This window comes from Sphaerisporangium sp. NBC_01403 (assembly GCF_045040145.1).
Taxonomy (GTDB): domain Bacteria; phylum Actinomycetota; class Actinomycetes; order Streptosporangiales; family Streptosporangiaceae; genus Sphaerisporangium; species Sphaerisporangium viridialbum.
Genome location: NZ_CP109534.1, coordinates 819,312 through 837,377, shown reverse-complemented (window position 1 = coordinate 837,377; position 18,066 = coordinate 819,312). Strand labels below are relative to the sequence as shown.

Genomic DNA, 18,066 nt, shown 5'->3' with positions numbered 1-18,066 from the left:
CTCACCCAGGGGGGACCTCGGGGTCCTCGACCCTTGCCCGGCTCCATGGATATGTATGATTAGAAACTATCAGAGATTAGATGGTTCGTAAACTCTCACATTGCTGGCCGGGTCAGGCACCGCCGGCCAGCTGGGCGAGGATCCGGTTGAGGTGGGCGCGATCCTCGTCGGTGAGCACGCCGATCACCCGGCTGTGGACCTCCGCCGTCAGCGGATGGAGCACCTCCACCAGCAGCGCCCGGCCGGGGTCGGTCAGCTCGATCGAGTAGGCGCGCCGGTCGGTGCGGTCGCGGCTGCGCACGACCAGCCCGCGCTCCTCCAGCACATCGATGATGTGCACCATCGTCGACCGGTCGACCGCGAGCCGCCGCCCGATCTCCTGCTGTGACAGCGGCCCGGCCGCCTCCAGCACGACCAGCACTCCGTAGTCGCGCCAGCGAAGATCGTCGCCCTTCAGCGCCTCTTCGAGCCTGAGCGTGACCTCGCGAGCGGCGTCGTTGAGCAGCCAGCCGGTGGACTCGGCCAAGAGCCGCGCGGTCGGCACGGACTCGTGCCCGTTCACCCCCATAACCCCACCCTCCTCGGCGGATCAGACTTCCCGATCATCAGCCACCAGCGAGTCGGCCCATGTCGTCACGATCTCACGGACCTCCTCCCAGATCTCGGTGACCTCATCCCACGTCGTCCCGGTGTCAGGGCCGACTCGTCCTGCGGACATGGGCTCCTCCTCCACCATGAGCGCCCGTGCACCCCAGTCGACGCCGTCCTTCGCCCCTACGCTATAAGTAGCTTCGCAGATCATCAGCAAACCTGTCAATCAGCAAAGCTGATGGTTTGCAATCAGTTGTTGCGCTGCCCATGCCCGCATGTGACACTCGTGCCATATACAGGCGTGCTTGATAGGGACATGCCGCGCGTTACGGGACAGGTGACTACGGAAGGCACGTATGTGAGCGGTGATTCTCCGAGTACCGACGTACCCCTGCCGGGCTTCCTGTCCAGCTCCACCAGCCTCCTGCTGGGCAAGGCCAACGATCTTTTCAACGAGATCCTGGAGTCGGCGGTAGAGCCCTTCGGGCTACGATCGAAGGATTTCATCGTGCTCACGGCCATCGACTCGATGGGCCCGCAGTCACAGCAGCAGCTCGCCCGCACTCACGGCATCGACAGGACCACCATGGTCAGCGTCGTCGACGGGCTGGAGCGGCTCGGCCTGGTGCAGCGCGCGCGCAATCCGGACGACCGGCGCAAGTACGCGATAGGCCTGACCAGCGAGGGTCAGGCCCTGCTCAGGCACAAACTCGGCCCGGCCATGCTCAACGCGCTCGACGCCTTCCTGGCGCCGTTCACCCCCGACGAGCGCGAGCTGTTCAACAAGTTCCTCTGGCGCCTGGTGCACGAGCGCGGCCGGCCGGCGCCCGAAGGCGCCGGCGGCTCGTAGGGGTCCCTGGGGTTCTAGGGCACCGGGCAGGGAAGCGTCGTGCCGGGCGGCACCGTGCGGTAGCAGGCGGCGCCGGGACAGACCACCTTCACCGGATCGCCGAACGCCCCGAGCCCGACCAGGATCGGCTCGTGCCCGAACCGGCGGCAGGCGATGTCGGCCCAGCCGAGGGTGCCGTCCCACCCGCCGGGCTGGTCGATCACCGACGCGTCGGCGTCCAGGGCGGACCACTCCAGGTAGGCGAGGTAGTCGACCTCGCGATGCCACACCGTCAGCCGGCGCAGGGAGTCGGCGGTCGACAGCGTGTTCCAGGGCTGCGCCCGCGCCGCGACCGCGCGCAGGAACGCCTCGCTGACCGCCTCCCGCACCGACCTGGCGGCGGCCGTGGCTATCGTGGTGCCCTCCCCGCTGACCCCGACGACCGCGATCTGGAAGTCGGGCCCGGGGAGCACGAACGCCGACATCCGCAGGCCGAGGGCCGGTATCGCGTCGGCGGCCCCCGGGGGGATCAGCAGGCCGAGATGCTGGGACACCCGCAGGAGCGGCATCCGCGGGCTCGCCCACCAGCGCGTGACCATGTCGTGGGCGAGCAGGTCGGCGATCGCGCCGGAGACGCCGTCCGGGGCGTCGTCCTCGATCACGCCGACCGCGGTGGGCTCGACCCGGCAGTCCCGCTCGCCCATCCACACGACCTCGGCGGGGAGCATGTACTGCTCCTGGCTCAGCAGGCCCACGCCGGCGACGCGCGCGTGGTGGTCCGCCGGGGGGTCGGGCATGAAGTCGGAAAGGCACAGCTCTCTGCCGTCGCCGCCCGCGCAGGGCTCGGTGCCGCTGTCCGGGAGCAGGTGCAGCGCGTCAAGGGCAGAGGCCCGGACCCGCGCCCTGCCGCGCGCGACCTCCGGTGCGAAGCCCGCCGCGACGGTGACGACCCCCGACTCCCGCCGGTGCGCGTACGCCAGGTAGACCTCTCCGCCGAGGCATTCGGCGATCTCTTCCATGTGGACCGGCGACCGCGACGCCGAAATCGCTGAGATGTCAGGTGTGGGCGCCATCAGTCACTCCTCGCGACGGATCCCGGACTTACCGAGGGTCCCCGGGTGAGGGCCCTCGGCTCGCGGCCGACTGCCGCCGCCGGAAGGGTCTTGCCACTGGCCAGGCCGCGAGCCGAGCTTCCCCGGCATCCAGCACCCCGATTCGTGTCGCGGATCGTGCAAGGTGCTGACACAACACCAGTAGAACACGTCTCGTGAAGGACGCGTCAACACGAAATGAGTGATGTAGCAATACGGAAGAAGAGAAACCGGGGCCGCCCGGGGGACGGCGTCTCGCACCCTGGCTGGAATGTCTTCTAGGCTCGATTGTCCAATAAGTTCGACAGTGCTTCCACAATACACGTGGAACCGGCGCCCACCAGCTGTCGCAACCCCGCCCTCCGGTATGGGAATCCGATAGCGCCACGGCTTCGCATTCAACGATAAAGGGGAACCCCTGTGTGAAACAAGACCCCGGAAAGGGGGAATACACGACGGCCCGCGCGAATTCCGGGAAATCGGGAATCCGGGCCGGGCGGGAAATGGCGGCGGCCTGGCGATCGCGCCGGTTTCCCGGTCATCCGGGATTCCGGTGCGATCGCCAGGCCGCGAGATGTCACGGTGTTCGCGAAGGCCTTTGTGTGCCGCCCGGGATCAGGCTCCCGGGCCGGTGTGTCAGGCGGCGCCGCGGGGGCTGTTCTGGTAGGCGGCGAGCTTCCACTCACCCTCGTGCCGGGCGACGACCCACGTCGCCCGGATGGCGCTCTCGTCGGAGAGCTCGGTCTGGCCGGCGCCGATGATGCCGCCCACGGTGATCACCAGGGCGGAGTCGTCGCTGATGAACCGCACGTCGATGGGCTGCCCGGTCACCTGGGTGCCCTTGTAGGGGCCCTGGAAGGCGCCGGCCATGAACGCCTCGATCTCGTCCGCGCCCTTGCGGTAGAACCCGGGCAGGATCATGGTGCCGTCCGGCGTGAAGACGTCGGCGAAGGCCTTGGCGTCCTGGCGCGCCCACGCGGCGACGATGCGCCCGGGGACGGAGACCACGGCGGCCTTGTCCGCCTCGGTGACGCCGGCGTCGATGGTCGCTGAGGAACTGGATGTGGCCATGGTCAATCCTTCTCCGTGAGAGGCGATGCTGAGGAAAGATCGCGACCGGGCATCGGCCCGCCGATCAGATGTAGAGGGTGTTGGGCTCGAGACCGCACAGGATCCGGCCGTACAGCTCGGCGTTGGTGTCGGGGTGCATCAGGGCGTGCAGGTTGACCGCCTGGATGTCACGGGCGATGCGCTGGATCGGCACGTGGCTGTAGATCGACGACCCGCCGCTGGCCGTGTTGAAGATGTCCACGGCCTCCTTCGCCAGGCGGCACACCGCGCCCATGTCGGCGCGCGCCCTGGCCCGCTCCTCCAGCGTCCACGAGGCGCCCTCGACGCCCTTGGTGTCGACCACGGACGCCAGCCGGTGGGCGTGGAACTCCGCCTGGTCGATCTTCATCGACGCCTCCGCCACCTGCAGGTGGGTCAGCGGGGCCTCGCTCTGGCTGGCGTAGGCGGTGTAGCTGATCTTGCGCTCGGGGAGCCGCTCGAAGAACGCCTCCTTGGCGCCCTTGGCCATGCCGACCACGGTGCCGACCGAGGAGGCCGAGGCGACCGGCAGCAGCGGCGTCCGGTAGATGGGGCGGCCGGCGTTGGCCGGGGAGGCGGACTGGCCCTGCAGCACCGCGGGCAGGGGAAGCCAGCGCTCGGCCGGGATGAACACGTCCTGCGCGATGGTGCTGACGCTGCCGGTGCCCTTCAGGCCCGCCGTGTACCAGTCGTCGGCGATCTGCAGGTCGGAGATCGGGACCAGCGCCATGATCGGCATGGGCTCGCCCTCGCCTCCGACCAGGATCGCGACGACCACCTGCCACTGGCTGTGCAGGGCGCCGCTGATGAAGCCCCACTTGCCGTTGACGACGATGCCGCCATCGACCGGAGCGGCCATCGCGGTCGGGCTCAGCGTCCCGCACACCCGCACGTCGGGGGTCGAGAAGACCTCGTCCTGGACCTGGTCGGGGAACAGGCACGCCATCCAGGTCGGGATCCAGTACACCGAGGCCACCCAGGAGGTCGACCCGTCGGCCCGGCCGAGCTCCGACGCCACGTCGACCAGCGTGCGGGTGTCGGCCTCGTAGCCGCCATAGCGGATGGGCACCCTCAGCTTGAAGACGCCGGCGTCGGCGAGGGCCTCGATGGACTCCTCGTGGACGCGCCGGTTCTCCTCCGCCCAGGCCGCGTTCTTACGCAGCAGCGGCACCAGTTCGGACGCACGACGGGCAAGCTGTTCCCGCGTCGGAACATCGGTCGTCAGCACCATATCCTCCTAAAAGAATCCGACGAGAATCCGCGGAGCCGGCGAGATCCGCCGGATGGCGGGAAACCAGTCGTGGCCGGATGGCCGTCCGCCGATGCTCACCATTCGAAGGTCGCATTTCACGCCCCGCAGACGCATCTTCTGGATTGCGGGTCTCGTGGCGGAGGGCACCGGCACCGCAACGTGAAAGATGCCCGCCGGGATCTCCGGATGTGACGATTAGGGTCCGCAACTGGCTTGCGGGGTGCCCGCCCATCACCGCCGGCGAGCGGGAGGTAATCCGGCTCCCGCCGTTTCCCCCACACCCTTTCCGCCGGCGCGCGCGTGCGATCGCGGACTTTCTTCGGGCGCGTCCCATGGACGGCGACGCTCGACGGCTACCGATTCATCAAGGAGTTGAGGTGCTAGAAGAGGGAAGCAGTCCGATGGAAGGCGACCAGGCCCCCGCCGACGTCACGACCGAGGCGCGGCGGAAGACACGCCCGCTGACCGGCGACGAGTACATCGAGAGCCTGCGCGACGACCGTGAGATCTACCTCTACGGCGAGCGGATCAAGGACGTCACCTCGCATCCGGCGTTCCACAATCCCATCCGCATGACGGCGCGGCTGTACGACGCGCTGCACGACCCGGCGAAGCGCGACATCCTCACCAAGCCGACCGACACCGGCAGCGACGGCTACACCCACAGGTTCTTCACCACGCCGCACAGCGTCGAGGACCTCGTGGGAGACCAGCAGGCCATCGCCGAGTGGTCGCGCATGAGCTACGGCTGGATGGGGCGAAGCCCCGACTACAAGGCCTCGTTCCTCGGCACGCTGGGCGCGAACGCCGACTTCTACGAGCCCTTCTCCGACAACGCCCGGCGCTGGTACCGGGAGTCCCAGGAGAAGGTCCTGTTCTGGAACCACGCCATCGTGCACCCGCCGGTCGACCGCAACCGCCCGCCGGACGAGGTCGCGGACGTCTTCGTCCACGTGGAGAAGGAGACCGACGCCGGCCTCATCGTCAGCGGGGCGAAGGTCGTGGCGACCGGCTCGGCGCTGACCCACTACAACTTCATCGCCCACTACGGACTGCCCATCAAGGACAAGCGGTTCGCGCTGGTGGCCACGATCCCCATGGACGCCAAGGGCATGAAGCTGATCTGCCGGCCGTCCTACTCCGCCGCCTCCACGGTGATGGGGAGCCCGTTCGACTACCCGCTCTCCTCGCGGATGGACGAGAACGACACCATCCTGGTGCTGGACAAGGTGCTCATCCCCTGGGAGAACGTCTTCGTCTACGGCCACCTGGGCAAGGCCCTGCTGTTCACCGGCCGCTCGGGCTTCTTCGAGCGCTTCACCTTCCACGGCTGCACCCGCATGGCGGTCAAGCTGGAGTTCATCGCCGGCCTGCTCATCAAGGCGACCGAGATGACCGGCTCCAAGGACTTCCGCGGCGTGCAGACCCGCATCGGCGAGGTGCTGGCCTGGCGCAACCTGTTCTGGGCGTTCTCCGACGCGGCGGCGCGCAACCCGGTCGAGTGGAAGGACGGCGCGCTGCTGCCCAACCCCGCGTACGGGCTGGCCTACCGGTGGTTCATGCAGATCGGCTACCCGCGCGTCAAGGAGATCATCCAGCAGGACATCGCCAGCGGGCTGATCTACATCAACTCCAGCGCGGAGGACTTCAAGAACCCCGACATCCGCCCCTACCTGGACAAGTACATCCGGGGCTCGGACGGCAGCGACGCCGTCGAGCGGATCAAGGTCATGAAGCTCCTCTGGGACGCCGTGGGCACCGAGTTCGGCGGGCGCCACGAGCTCTACGAGCGCAACTACGCCGGCAACCACGAGAACACGCGCGTGGAGCTGCTCGGAGCGCAGATCACCAACGGCCAGGTCGACGGGTACAAGGCCTTCGTCGACCAGTGCCTCTCCGAGTACGACCTGGACGGCTGGACCGTCCCCGACCTGTCCTCCTTCGACCACCTGCGCCGCATCGGGAACGGCACGCTCAACGGCTGACCCCCGACGGCACCACTGACCGGGACCACCGATGCGCCGCGCATCGGTGGTCCCGTCGTCTTTCCCCCTTTCCCCGTCACCGGGGGCCGCGTACGGGAAGCACGGCAGGCTCCGGGAACGCGAGAACGGCGGAGGTGGGTCACCTCCGCCGTTCCTTGAACGCCCTGCCAGGGGGCGCCCGCTACGCCGGGGCCGCCGCGGCGGGGATCCGGTCGTCGCCGCCTTCGAGCACGACGTACGGGTCCTCCATCTCGTACCAGCCGAGGCCGGGCGGGCAGCGGTCGTAGCCGAGGAGCCGGCGCACCTCCTCGGGGTAGGCGAGCACGGCCTCCTTCGGCACCGCCAGGTACTGGTTCTCCTCCTGGCGGAGGTTGCCGAGGTCCAGCGCGAGGGTCATGCCGGTGCGCGGGTTCTCGGTGGTGTTGCGCCCGCCGCCGTGGTAGACGCCGCCGAGCCAGATCAGGCCGGATCCGGCGGGCATCTCGGTGGGGTAGGCCTCGGAGGCCTCGGGGGCGCGCTCGTCGTCCCAGTGATGGCTGCCGGGGATGACCAGCGTGCCGCCGTTCGCCGCGGTGAACTCGCTCATGGCGACCATCAGCTGCACCCGGCTGGTCGGGCCGGGGTGGCGGCGCAGGTGCAGCGCGTCGTCCCGGTGCAGGGGCTGCTTGCCCTGGCCCGAGTGGATCTGGATGAGCTGCGTGCCGCTGATCTGGATGGTCGGGGTCATCTCGACCCGCGACTTGCCGATCCACATGGGCACGGGCTTCTGCATGATCGCGCGCGCGGCCCCGAGGTAGAGGCGCTGCGTCACCACGGGCGTCAGATGGGTCGTACGGGCGAACAGCGACGACACCCGACGGGTCCGCTTGCCGTTGTACCAGTCCTCGCCATAGGCGCAGGCGTCGAGGGCCGGCGCGAAGTCGTCCCACAGCGCGGCCAGCGTTCGGTCGTCGACGAAGTTCTCGACGATCACGCCTCCGTCGCGCTCCAGGATCTCAACGACCTCACCGAGGTCGGCATCGGGCTGCACCCGGATAAGGCCCGCCATCGGGACCACCTTTCCTCACCAGAGTTGTTCGTACGGCCGCGCGGAGCCCAGGCTCGCGCGCGGCCGTCACGGATGACGCGCGGGCGGGTCACGCCCTCGGCTTGCCGGCCCTCGCGACGACGGTGCGGATGAAGCCCGCGAGGTCCGGGTCCTCCTCGAAGATGTCGCCGACCTCGATCCAGATGCCGAGCTCGCCCTCGACCCGCGAGGCGAGCCGGTTCGCCGAGATCGACTCGCCGTTCAGCTCGAAGAACGTCTCGTCCTCGTGGCCGGCCGGCACCTGGAGCACGTCCCTCCAGATGGCCTCGACCTTCGCCTCGATCGTGGCGACGCTGAGCTCCGTGCCCTGGTCTGTAGTCATTTCGCTGTCCTCTCGCTTGCCGGGCAAGCCTTCTCGATCGTTCAACGGTGTGTCGCGGTTGCTCAGGCCCATCGCACCGGGGCGTCCGGGGCGGTCGCCGTGCTCTCCAGAACCCGGTGGAAGTCCGCGGCCATCTGGATGATCGTGCTCTCGTCGAAGAGGTTGCTGTTGTAGCCGAGGGTGCCGACGATGTCGCCGGTGGAGTCGATCTCCAGGTGCCACATCGCGCCGTCCGGGATGTCGCCGCCCACGGCCTGCGACAGCAGGCGCCTGTGGATCTCGGTGTAGGTGATGCCCCCGGCCGACTCGGAGGTGGCGAGGGGGGAGCGGAAGACCTGGAAGGCGCACACGGCGGCGTCGTCGGCGAAGGAAGGAAGCATGAGCTCGGGGGCCACCCCGAAGACCTCGGCGAAGGGGATGTCGTTGCTGTAGGCCTCGATGCAGGTGGCCCGGGTCCGCTCGACGACCTCCCGGAAGGTGCCGCACCCCGCGAGGTCGACCCGCAGGGGGACGAAGTTGAAGAAGGACCCGACCGTGTCGTGGAACCGCGTGTGGCCGCGACCGGAGGTGAACGTCGGGACCGCGATGTCGGTGGTCCCCGTCGTCTGGCGGAGCATCGTGGCGTAGGTGGCGAGCAGCACCATGAAGGGCGAGCTGCGCGTGCTCTTGGAGATCTCCAGGACCTTGGCCGTCAGCTCGGCGGGCAGCCAGAAGCGGTGCCATGCCGTCGTCTTCGGAAGCCCTTCCGAGCGCAGGTGGTCGGTGGGGGTCGCGAGGATGCGCCCGCCCGCCAGCTTGTCCCGCCAGTACTCGCGCTTCTTGCTCGCGGACGCGCCGGCCTCGCTGGTCTGCCAGCGGGCGAACTCCTGGTACTGGGACACCTCGGGAAGCTCCACCGGGTGCCCCGTACGGGCCGCGTAGAAGCCGACGAGGTCGCGCATGATCAGGCGCATGGACCACTCGTCGGCGGCCGTGTGGTGGGCGATCAGCACGAGCATCGAGTCGTCGTCGTCGAACGTGCCGAGCACGGCGCGCAGGAGGGGCAGCTCACGGATGCCGTAGGCGCCGAGCTCGATCTCGACGAGCAGCTCCTCCGCGCGCAGCTCGCGCCCCCCGGGGGCGACATCGGTGAAGTCGTGGGTGACCAGGATGGGAGGAGTGGGCGGGAGGACCTTCTGGTACCTGTCGTCCTCCTCCCTGACTATCAGGGTGCGGAGCGCCTCGTGGCGGACCACCACGTCGTTCAGGGCGTCCTGCAGGATGGCGGGCTCGACCTTCCCGCTGAGGCGCCAGCCGCACACGATGTTGTACTTGGGACCGAACGGCCCCTCGTCCTCGCCCCTGTCGAAATTGAAGAGGAATTGCTGATTGAAGGAGAGCGGAATTCGCTCCGCCACGTCGCTCGGTGTGTGCGGTGCCTCAGAAATGGTCATGATGCGCCACGTCCTCCTTCAGGTCGTGCGAGATCGGCACCGCCGGGCTCGGTGCGTAAAGTCGATTCCCGGGGAAATCGGCCGGCTCGGGGATATCGCGTCCAGCCCATATTGACTAACTGTACGAACCCCGAGCCGGAATACGGTTCTTCTGGAATGCCGAGTGACGCCGGCGGGTCAGCGCAGTTCGACGTCCTTGCTCACGGGCGCCTGGAGGAACTCGCCGCGGGACACCGCGGCGGCCACGACCTCGATGTCGTCCGACATGTAGCGGTCACGGTCCAGGGTCGGCACCAGCGACCTGACGAGGTCGTAGGTGGCCTTGCCGACCGGGCTGAGCCGGTCGTACCGGCCGGACACGTCCACCGCCTGCGCCGCGGCGAGGAACTCCACGGCGAGGATGCGGTTGTTGTTCGACAGCACCCTGCGGGCGTTGCGGGCCGCGATGAGTCCCATGCTGACGACGTCCTGGTTGTCGCCGTTGGACGGGACGCTCTGGGTGCTGGCGGGGCCGATGGTCCTGTTCTCGGCGACCAGGGCCGTCGCCGGGTACTGCGCTCCGGCGAAGCCGCTGTTCAGGCCGGGGTCCCCCGCCACCAGGAACTCGGGGAGCCCGTCGCTGAGGTGACGGTTCAGCAGGCGGTTGGTGCGGCGCTCGGAGAACACCCCGAGCTGGGTGAGCGCGATGGTGACGTAGTCCATCGCGAACGCGATGGGCTGGCCGTGGAAGTTCGCGCCGTGGAAGATCTCCTTGCCGGCGAAGAACAGCGGGTTGTCGTTGGAGGAGTTCAGCTCGATCTCGAGCTTCTCCACGGCGTGGTAGATGGTGTCGCGCACGGCGCCGACGACCTGGGGGATGGCGCGCAGGGTGTAGGCCTTCTGGATGTAGACCTCGGTCCTGTGCACGCCCTCGCCCGACTTCGCCTCCTGCGCCTGGCGGCGCAGCTCGGCGTGCTCCAGGGTGAGACCGCTCCCCCGGATCAGCGCGCGCATGTTGGCGGCCGTGTCGATCTGCCCCTTGTGCGGGCGGGCGATGTCGTGGCCCTCGGCGAGGAACGGGCTGGTGGAGCCGCGCAGGGTCTCCACGACCAGCGCCGTGACGATCTCGGCCTGCCGCACCTGGTTGAGGGCCCTGCCCACGACCAGGGCGCCGAGGCCGGTCATCCCGGACGTGCCGTTGATCAGCGACAGGCCCTCCTTGAACCTGAGCTGCAGCGGCTCGATGCCGTTCTCGCGCAGGACCGTGGCGGTCTCGACCCGCTTGCCGTCACGCAGCACGTAGCCCTCGCCGATGAGCGTGCTGGCGATGTGCGCCAGCGTCGCGAGGTCGCCGCTGGCGCCGAGCGAGCCGATCTCCGGGATCGCCGGGGTGATCCCGAGGTTGAGGTACAACGCGAGGCGTTCCAGCAGCTCGGGCCGGACCGCGGAGTAGCCCCTGGCAAGGGCGTTCAACCGGGCCGCGACGATCGCCCTGGCCTCGTCCTCGGCGAACAGCGGGCCGACGCCGGCGCTGTGGCTGCGCACCAGGTTGGTCTGGAGCTCCACCTCCTTGGAGGTGTCGACGAGCATGTAGATCATCTCGCCATAGCCCGTCGTCACACCGTAGACCGGGATGTTCTGCCGCACGGTGTCCTCGAACATCGCCCGGCTGGTGGCGGCCCTGGCCAGAGCCGCCGGGGCCACGCTGCAGGTCGCCCAGTCCTCTGCGACCCTCCGGACATCGGCGATTTCCAGGCTCTCACCATCGAAATCAACTGAGAGCTCGGTTTCGACCAGAGTCACGATTCTCACCCCATCATGGTTTGGGTAATTGCTTCTGTCGTTACGGCTTGCGACTCGAGAAGAGCGGAGAGGCCGGCCGGCGTCGGATCGGCGAAGAACTGCGCGAGCGACACCACCACGCCGAAGCGCCCGTGAATCCGATCAAGCAACACGGGGACGAGCAGGGAATGCCCGCCCGCCGCGAAGAAGGTGACGTCCGCCTCCGCCGGTCCGGTGCCGAGCAGCTCGGACCAGATGGCGGCCAGGTCCCTCTCCACCGGCGTACGCGGCGACGCGGGCGCGCGGGCGAGGGAGGGGGCCGGACGCGGCAGCGCGGCCCGGTCCACCTTGCCGCCGACGTTGCGCGGAAGGCGGTCCAGGGTCTTGAACGACACCGGCGGCATGGACTTGCCGAACCGCCGGCGCAGGGCGGCGCGCCAGGAGTCCGCGGCGGCGCCGGGCGTGCGGGGGACGACGTAGCCCACCAGGCGTCTGACCAGCCCGTCGGCGTCGGCGATCGCGACCACGGCGCACTCGGCCACCGACTCGTGCGCGGCGAGCGCCGCCTCGATGTCGGTCAGCTCCATGCGCGCGCCGTTGAACTTCACCTGGAAGTCCTTGCGCCCGCCGAACTCCAGGGAGCCGTCCCACCGCCGGCGGCCGAGGTCGCCGGTCCGGTAGGACCTCCGCCCGTCGTCGAAGCCGTTCAGCGGCAGGAAGGCGGACCGCTCCCCCGACGCCGCGCCGACGTACCCCGGCGTGATGTGCGGGCCGCGGATGACGATCTGGCCGGCGACGCCCGCCGGGCAGGGCCGGTCGTGCTCGTCCAGCACCAGGATCTGCCGCCCGGGGATCGGCCTGCCGATCGGCACCACGCCGTACACCGGGCCGGTGACCTCGTGCCAGGTCGCCAGGACCGACTCGGTGGGGCCGTACAGGTTGACCAGCCGCAGCGCGGGCAGGGCCGCGCGCAGCCGGTTGGCCAGCTCTCCGGCCAGCGGCTCCCCCGCCAGCAGGAGATGGCCGAGTGCCGGAAGCCCGCCCGCCCGGCCGTCGGCGGTGATCGCGCCGAGGAGCTGGCGCGCGAAGCTGGGGACCGTCTGGAAGACGGTGATCCCCTCGGCCGCGAGCCAGCCGGCCATCCTCTCGGGGTTCGCCCGGGTGCGCTCGGGCACCGGGTACAGCGTCGCGCCCGCGACGAGCGCCGAGAATATCTCCACCAGGCTCGCGTCGTACGCCGGCGCCGCCCACTGGGCGACTCGGGAGCCGGGGCCCATGCCGAACTCCCCGGCGAACCACGTGACGAACTGCGCGAAGCTGCCGTGAGTCTGCGCGATGCCCTTGGGCCTGCCGGTCGAGCCGGAGGTGTAGGCGACGTACGCCCGCCCGGCCATGCCACCGGACCGCACGGGGTCGATCGCCGCCGGGCGGGTGCCGGGAAGGTCGGTGTCCAGAACGGCGGTGTCCAGAACGGCGGTGTCCAGAACGGCGGTGTCCAGAACGGCGGTGTCCAGAACGGCGGTGTCCAGAACGGTGTCGAGAACGGCGAGGTCCAGGATCCGCCCGTCCAGCTCGTCGCGGTACCACCGGGCAAGCTCGTCGTCCGCGGGCTCCTCGTCGAGCACCAGCACGGCCGGCCGGATGTCGCCGAGCACGGCCCTGCCCCGCTCACCGGCGTCCCCGGTGCCGAGGCACACCAGGTGCGCCCCGGCGTCGAGCACTCCGAGCAGCGTCGCGACCTGGCGCGGTCCCTGTGACATCCGCACCGCCACCGGCAGACCTTCGACGCCGCCGAGCGCCGCCAGCGCGCCGGTGACGGCCGCCGCCCGCTCCTCCAGCTCCCGGTAGGTCAGGCCGTTCCCGTCCCACACCACCGCGAGGGCGTCCGGGTCCGTACGGGCGCGCAGGTGCACCAGTTCGTGGACCGGCCGGTCCACGGGGGCGGCGGCCTCGATCAGGTCCGCCTCGCGCACCGCGGCCTGGAGGCGGTCCGCCCCCTCCAGCGGGAGGGCGTCGACCGGCAGCCCTGGCTCCCGCAGCGCTGCGGCCAGCAGGGTGTGGAGCTGCCCGAGGATCAGCCGCGCGGACTCCGGGTCGAACAGGCTGCCCCGGTACTCCAGGGATCCGGTCACGGAGGGCCCGGCCCGCTCGATGACGAGGGTGAGGTCGGTCCTGGCCGAGCCGCCGTGGTCCCGCAGGCGCCGGGCCGTCGCGCCGGGCGGCCTCAGCCCGGGCTCGGGTGCGTCCTCGAACACGAACATCACGTCGGCCAAGGGGATCCGGTAGGGGTCGCGCTCCACGTTGAGCGCCCGCACCAGCTCGTCGAAGGGCAGCTCCCGGTGCTCGAAGGCCTCCCGCACCACCCGCGCCGTCCTGCCGAGCAGCTCGCGGAACGCCGGGCGTCCCGACAGGTCGGCGCGCAGCACCAGCAGGTTGGCGAAGGGCCCGACGACGTCGTCCGCCTCTGGCCCGGGGCGCACCGTCGCGGGCACCCCGACCACCGGCCGCTCCTCGCCGCCGTACCTGCCCAGCAGGCACTGGAACGCCGCCAGCAGGGCGACCATCGGGGTGGTCCCCTCCGCCCGGCACAGCTCCGCGAGGGCGTCGCCCAGCTCCTCGCCCCACGCGAAGCGCACGACGCCGCCGTGGGACGACGGGCCCGAGGGCCGTGCCCGGTCCACCGGCAGGGCCTGCGGCGCCGGGGCCGGTGACAGCGCTTCGGTCCACCAGTCGAGGAGGCGCCGCGACTCCGGCGTGGACGACCGGTCGCGCTCGCGGCCGGCGTGGCCGGCGTACTGGCGCGGCGGGCCCGGCAGCGCGTCGCCGGCCGGGCGACCGGCGACGGCGGCGGCGTAGCAGGCGGAGATCTCGTCCACCAGGATCGACATCGACCGCTCGTCGGCCACCGCCTGGTGGCACACGAGCACCACGGCGTGCACCGGACCGCCCGGCCGCTGCTCCGAGGAGGCGTGGCGATGCTCCACGGCCGGCCGCTGCTCCGTGGGAGACGACCGCTGCTCCGTGGGAGACGACCGCTGCTCCGCTGGGGCCTGCCGCGCGACGGCCAGCCGGGCGAGCGGCCCGCTGGCCAGGTCGAACGGCATGGCGGCCTGCTCGGCGCACCACCGCGGGCCGGCGGGCGGGCGGAGCGTGCCGAGCTCGGTCACCGGGACGGCGGCCCCGCCCACGGCGGCGATCTCCTGCACGGGCCGCCCGCCGGCCTCGACCAGGGTGGTCCTGAGGATCTCGTGGCGGCGGGTCACCTCGCGCCACGCGGCGCTCAGGGCCTCGACGTCCAGCTCGCCGGTCACCAGGTAGGCCCTGGACAGGTTGTGCGCCGGCGAGCCGGGGACCAGCCTGTCCAGGAACCACGCGCGGTCCTGCGCGTGCGATGTCACGGCCCGCCGAGCGTGGGACCCACGGGTACGAGATGCCTCAGTCACTCATGTTCCCTTCGAGGTTCGGCGACCTGAGACGACCTTCAGAGGGAGGGAACCTTGGCCTTCTCCCCGGTCCAGGTCCAGTGGCCCTTCGCCTCCCTGACCTTGGACAGGCCCGCCGCCGCCAGCAGCACGCGCAGGAGGAACTTCGGCTTCATCAGCGTCTCGGGCCGCTCCACCTGGCCGGCGACGCGGAAGTAGGCCGCGGTGACCCTGCTGTCGCGGGTGCCCGCGCGGTAGATGAGGTTGGTCATCACCTGCCGCATGCGGACCGAGAAGGTGCGCTCGCCCTCGACGCCGGGGAAGCCGAGGTCGACGGCGTGGGTGACCTCCCACGGCGGGTCGATGACGTCGCGCGCGAGGTCGCGGAAGTACTGGAGCGGCTGCGGGGCGGCGCCGCTGTGCAGGTGGCCGCGCATGACGAGGGCCGACATCGCCGCCACCGTCATCCCACCGGCGTAGATCGGGTTGAAGCAGGTCACGGCGTCGCCGACCACCAGCAGGCCGTCGGGGAAGCGGTCCATGTCCTCGTACCGGCGCCGCAGGGTGGTCGGGAAGCGGAACGCGGTCGGCTCGTCCAGCGGCTCGGCGGCGATGACGGCCTCGTAGATCTCGGGGATGCCGAGCGACTTGACGAAGTCGTAGTAGCCCTGCTGGTCGGTCGGCGGGTGGTCACCGAGGATGCCGTAGACGGTGAGCTCGACGCGGCCGCCGTCCGTCTTGGTGAAGATCGCGCCACGCGGCAGCTTGGGGTGGGCGATGGTGTTGATCGACAGGTCGCCGTCGTAGGGGTCGGTGCGCAGCCGGTAGTGCTGGGTGCCGTAGCCGAGACCGATCTTCTTACGGTCCTCCACGACCCGCTGGTAGCCGAGGTCCTCCAGCCAGATGGGGGTACGGGAGCCGCGGCCGGTGGCGTCGACAACGAGGTCGGCGTCGAGGACCTCCTCGACGCCCTCACCGTCGAGGCTCTGCACGCGGACACCGGTGATCTTGCTGCGCTCCGGCGTGGCGACCAGGCCGAGGATGTCGTGCCGCTCCAGGAAGATCACGTTGCCGAGGGCCTGCGTCCTCTGGCGGACGTGCTTCTCCAGCATCGGCCGGCTGGCGGCGACGCAGATCATGCCGGCGGGCTGCTGCCTGAGGTGCTTGCCGAGGGCGTACCAGCGGACGGTGCCGGCCAGGTCGCCCTGGGGCGTGCCGTCCTCGAAGATCTCGGTGGTGATCCCCGGGTACATCTCCTCCATGGCCATCTGGCCGCGGGTCATCAGGCCGTTGATGTGCTTCCCCTGGGGGCAGCCGCGTCGCGGCCCCTCCACGTCGATCAGCTCGTCGCGGTCGACGATGACCACCTCGTCGTAGGCATCGGCGAGCACTCTGGCCGCGAACAGTCCGGCAAGGCTTCCACCGAGCACCACCGCGCGGGTATTTGCGTCGTTGCCCATCGTGTCATCTCCTCGAAATTCCGTATTCTTCAGGCATCGTCTATGCGGTGGTCGGTAACCGGTGCCGGTTCTTTTCCTGATGACCACCAGCGTCGTATGGATTTCACGCCGGCCTTGGTCGGTAACTGATCTGACGACGGCGGAGCGTGCCGGCCGGAATATCCCGGCGAGGGCGCCGGAATCGTGTGCGGCCCGGGTCGGCCGGTACATGGGACGACGACCCGCGGGCGGGGGTCGCATGGTTTTCAGAGCTCGCCGTGGTCGCGAAGCATGAGGGTCGATCCGCAGGTCGGCGGGGGTGATGACGGCCCGCCGTCGTACCCCTCCGGCTCATAACGGTTCGCCGGCGACGACGCTAGCCACGGTTACGAGACACGGAAGGCTCCTTCCTTCACCTGTTCAGCGAGAAACAGTCGATCCGCCGATCAGCACCGCTACATCGTCACGTCCTGCGACGCCGTGTCGCATCTTTCGGAATGCTGTGCTGAGCGCCCTCACGCCGCGGGAAGGGATATAAGGGGGGCCTGAAACCAGAGCGCAATTCAGGAGATGTGCGCGCGAGGCAGCGAATGTGACGCTGACCGCATGACCGAGTTTGAGGGTAAGACCGTACTGATCACCGGTGGCGGCAGCGGCATGGGCCTGGCCACCGCACGACGCCTCGTGGCCGACGGAGCGAACGTCGTCCTCGCCGGACGCGACAAGGACCGCCTCGAAGCGGCGGCCAAGGACCTCGACGCCGGAGACCGGGTGCTGACCGTCGCCGCCGACGTCTCCAGCACCGAGGACCTCGACCGGCTCATGGCCGAGATCGAGCAGCGCTTCGGGCGCCTGCACGGCGTCTTCGCCAACGCGGGCATCGCCCTGTTCGGGATGAGCGCGCAGGCCACCGAGGCCGACTTCGACCACATCACCGGCATCAACTTCAAGGGGGTGTACTTCACCATCCAGAAGGCGCTGCCGCTCCTGGGGGAGGGCTCCTCCGTCGTGATCAACGGGTCCTGGCTCGCCCACCGCGGCCTGGCCTTCACCTCGATCTACGCCGCCACCAAGGCCGCCGTGATCAACCTCACCCGCACCCTCGCGCCGGACCTCGGCAGCCGTGGCATCAGGGTCAACGCCGTCAGCCCCGGCTACGTCGTCACCGACATGTTCACCGCCATCTCCAGCACGGAAGAGGCGCAGGAGCAGTGCCGCAGCCAGGTGGCGCTCGGCCGGCTCGGCAGCGCCGACGACGTGGCCGACGCCGCCGCCTTCCTGCTCTCCTCCCGCTCGTCGTACATCACCGGCCAGGAGCTCGCCGTCGACGGCGGCCTGACCACCTCCGTCGCACTCTGATCCCCTTCGAACCGGGCCTCCGGCGAGCGCCATGTGCTGACCGACCATCGCCCGCCGGCCCGGCCTCTCCCCGGCGACACCCCGGCCGCTGACACGCGCCGCGGCCCCTACGCCTCGAACACGGCGTCTTCCCCATCCCGAGCCCCGATACATCGGAGGTATCGCAGCGGCTCGCATGGCGATTGTGGCTGGTAGCAGGCCGTTTATCCGCCCAGCTGCATGATTTTGGGCTGCTATGGGGGATTTTGTTGATCCAGCAGCCCATCTTCTAGGTATTGACGTTGGAAGACATCCAATGTTAACTGCGCCTGACAGTCTGGAAACGGAACTGTGCGGCGTCCCGGCGGGAGACACCGCCGTTCCGTATCGGGTCTGCGCCATCAGACACCCCCTCGGCACTGCTCCG

The 18,066-nt window shown here is 69.8% G+C and carries 14 protein-coding genes; 3 read left to right on the top strand and 11 right to left on the bottom strand.

Features of this window, described 5'->3' with window-relative positions; genetic code table 11:
- Positions 1–112: 112 nt before the first annotated feature.
- Positions 113–568 (bottom strand): MarR family winged helix-turn-helix transcriptional regulator, encoded by a 456-nt coding sequence (locus OG589_RS03545; RefSeq protein WP_405146104.1) that lies wholly within the window; start codon positions 566–568, stop codon positions 113–115.
- A gap of 21 nt (positions 569–589) precedes the next feature.
- Positions 590–718 (bottom strand): hypothetical protein, encoded by a 129-nt coding sequence (locus OG589_RS03540; protein ID WP_405146102.1) that lies wholly within the window; start codon positions 716–718, stop codon positions 590–592.
- A 231-nt stretch (positions 719–949) separates the two neighbouring features.
- On the opposite strand from OG589_RS03540, the gene OG589_RS03535 reads away from it, so the two are divergent.
- Positions 950–1,441, top strand: a complete 492-nt coding sequence (locus OG589_RS03535) for a MarR family winged helix-turn-helix transcriptional regulator (protein ID WP_405146100.1) — start codon at positions 950–952, stop codon at positions 1,439–1,441.
- A 14-nt stretch (positions 1,442–1,455) separates the two neighbouring features.
- On the opposite strand, the gene OG589_RS03530 is transcribed toward OG589_RS03535, so the two are convergent.
- From OG589_RS03530 to OG589_RS03520, 3 genes are all read right to left on the bottom strand, one after another.
- The gene (locus OG589_RS03530) at positions 1,456–2,493 is read right to left on the bottom strand and encodes a hypothetical protein (protein ID WP_405146098.1); all 1,038 of its coding nucleotides are present in this window, start codon (positions 2,491–2,493) and stop codon (positions 1,456–1,458) included.
- Between the two features lie 654 nt (positions 2,494–3,147).
- The gene (locus OG589_RS03525) at positions 3,148–3,582 is read right to left on the bottom strand and encodes an SgcJ/EcaC family oxidoreductase (protein WP_405146097.1); all 435 of its coding nucleotides are present in this window, start codon (positions 3,580–3,582) and stop codon (positions 3,148–3,150) included.
- A 64-nt stretch (positions 3,583–3,646) separates the two neighbouring features.
- The gene (locus tag OG589_RS03520) at positions 3,647–4,831 is read right to left on the bottom strand and encodes an acyl-CoA dehydrogenase family protein (RefSeq protein WP_405146095.1); all 1,185 of its coding nucleotides are present in this window, start codon (positions 4,829–4,831) and stop codon (positions 3,647–3,649) included.
- 422 nt (positions 4,832–5,253) lie between these two features.
- Between OG589_RS03520 and OG589_RS03515 the strand changes: the two genes are divergently transcribed.
- Positions 5,254–6,837: a 4-hydroxyphenylacetate 3-hydroxylase family protein gene (locus OG589_RS03515; RefSeq protein WP_405146093.1), complete on the top strand. Its 1,584-nt coding sequence runs from the start codon at positions 5,254–5,256 to the stop codon at positions 6,835–6,837.
- A 181-nt stretch (positions 6,838–7,018) separates the two neighbouring features.
- Here the strand turns inward: OG589_RS03515 and OG589_RS03510 are convergent, their stop codons facing one another.
- The 6 genes from OG589_RS03510 to OG589_RS03485 form a co-directional block, all read right to left on the bottom strand.
- Complete coding sequence (locus OG589_RS03510; RefSeq protein WP_405146091.1) at positions 7,019–7,885, bottom strand: phytanoyl-CoA dioxygenase family protein; 867 nt, start codon at positions 7,883–7,885, stop codon at positions 7,019–7,021.
- An 88-nt stretch (positions 7,886–7,973) separates the two neighbouring features.
- A complete protein-coding gene (locus OG589_RS03505) occupies positions 7,974–8,246 on the bottom strand; it encodes a phosphopantetheine-binding protein (protein WP_405146089.1) in 273 nt (90 codons plus the stop codon).
- A gap of 62 nt (positions 8,247–8,308) precedes the next feature.
- The gene (locus tag OG589_RS03500; protein WP_405146087.1) at positions 8,309–9,679 is read right to left on the bottom strand and encodes a condensation domain-containing protein; all 1,371 of its coding nucleotides are present in this window, start codon (positions 9,677–9,679) and stop codon (positions 8,309–8,311) included.
- Between the two features lie 177 nt (positions 9,680–9,856).
- The gene (cmdF, locus tag OG589_RS03495) at positions 9,857–11,461 is read right to left on the bottom strand and encodes a tyrosine 2,3-aminomutase (RefSeq protein ID WP_405146086.1); all 1,605 of its coding nucleotides are present in this window, start codon (positions 11,459–11,461) and stop codon (positions 9,857–9,859) included.
- 5 nt (positions 11,462–11,466) lie between these two features.
- The gene (locus OG589_RS03490; protein ID WP_405146084.1) at positions 11,467–14,838 is read right to left on the bottom strand and encodes a non-ribosomal peptide synthetase; all 3,372 of its coding nucleotides are present in this window, start codon (positions 14,836–14,838) and stop codon (positions 11,467–11,469) included.
- A gap of 83 nt (positions 14,839–14,921) precedes the next feature.
- Entirely contained in the window at positions 14,922–16,322 is a 1,401-nt protein-coding gene (locus OG589_RS03485) for an NAD(P)/FAD-dependent oxidoreductase (protein WP_405146083.1), read from the bottom strand.
- 585 nt (positions 16,323–16,907) lie between these two features.
- On the opposite strand from OG589_RS03485, the gene OG589_RS03480 reads away from it, so the two are divergent.
- A complete protein-coding gene (locus OG589_RS03480; RefSeq protein WP_405146081.1) occupies positions 16,908–17,660 on the top strand; it encodes an SDR family NAD(P)-dependent oxidoreductase in 753 nt (250 codons plus the stop codon).
- Positions 17,661–18,066 lie beyond the last annotated feature (406 nt).

Bases quoted from the DNA above. Each gene is read 5' to 3' on its own strand.
- OG589_RS03545 (WP_405146104.1), bottom strand. From the start codon at position 568: ATGGGGGTGAACGGGCACGAGTCCGTGCCGACCGCGCGGCTCTTGGCC.
- OG589_RS03540 (WP_405146102.1), bottom strand. From the start codon at position 718: ATGTCCGCAGGACGAGTCGGCCCTGACACCGGGACGACGTGGGATGAG.
- OG589_RS03530 (WP_405146098.1), bottom strand. From the start codon at position 2,493: ATGGCGCCCACACCTGACATCTCAGCGATTTCGGCGTCGCGGTCGCCG.
- OG589_RS03525 (WP_405146097.1), bottom strand. From the start codon at position 3,582: ATGGCCACATCCAGTTCCTCAGCGACCATCGACGCCGGCGTCACCGAG.
- OG589_RS03520 (WP_405146095.1), bottom strand. From the start codon at position 4,831: ATGGTGCTGACGACCGATGTTCCGACGCGGGAACAGCTTGCCCGTCGT.
- OG589_RS03515 (WP_405146093.1), top strand. From the start codon at position 5,254: ATGGAAGGCGACCAGGCCCCCGCCGACGTCACGACCGAGGCGCGGCGG.
- OG589_RS03510 (WP_405146091.1), bottom strand. From the start codon at position 7,885: ATGGCGGGCCTTATCCGGGTGCAGCCCGATGCCGACCTCGGTGAGGTC.
- OG589_RS03505 (WP_405146089.1), bottom strand. From the start codon at position 8,246: ATGACTACAGACCAGGGCACGGAGCTCAGCGTCGCCACGATCGAGGCG.
- OG589_RS03500 (WP_405146087.1), bottom strand. From the start codon at position 9,679: ATGACCATTTCTGAGGCACCGCACACACCGAGCGACGTGGCGGAGCGA.
- OG589_RS03485 (WP_405146083.1), bottom strand. From the start codon at position 16,322: ATGGGCAACGACGCAAATACCCGCGCGGTGGTGCTCGGTGGAAGCCTT.
- OG589_RS03480 (WP_405146081.1), top strand. From the start codon at position 16,908: ATGACCGAGTTTGAGGGTAAGACCGTACTGATCACCGGTGGCGGCAGC.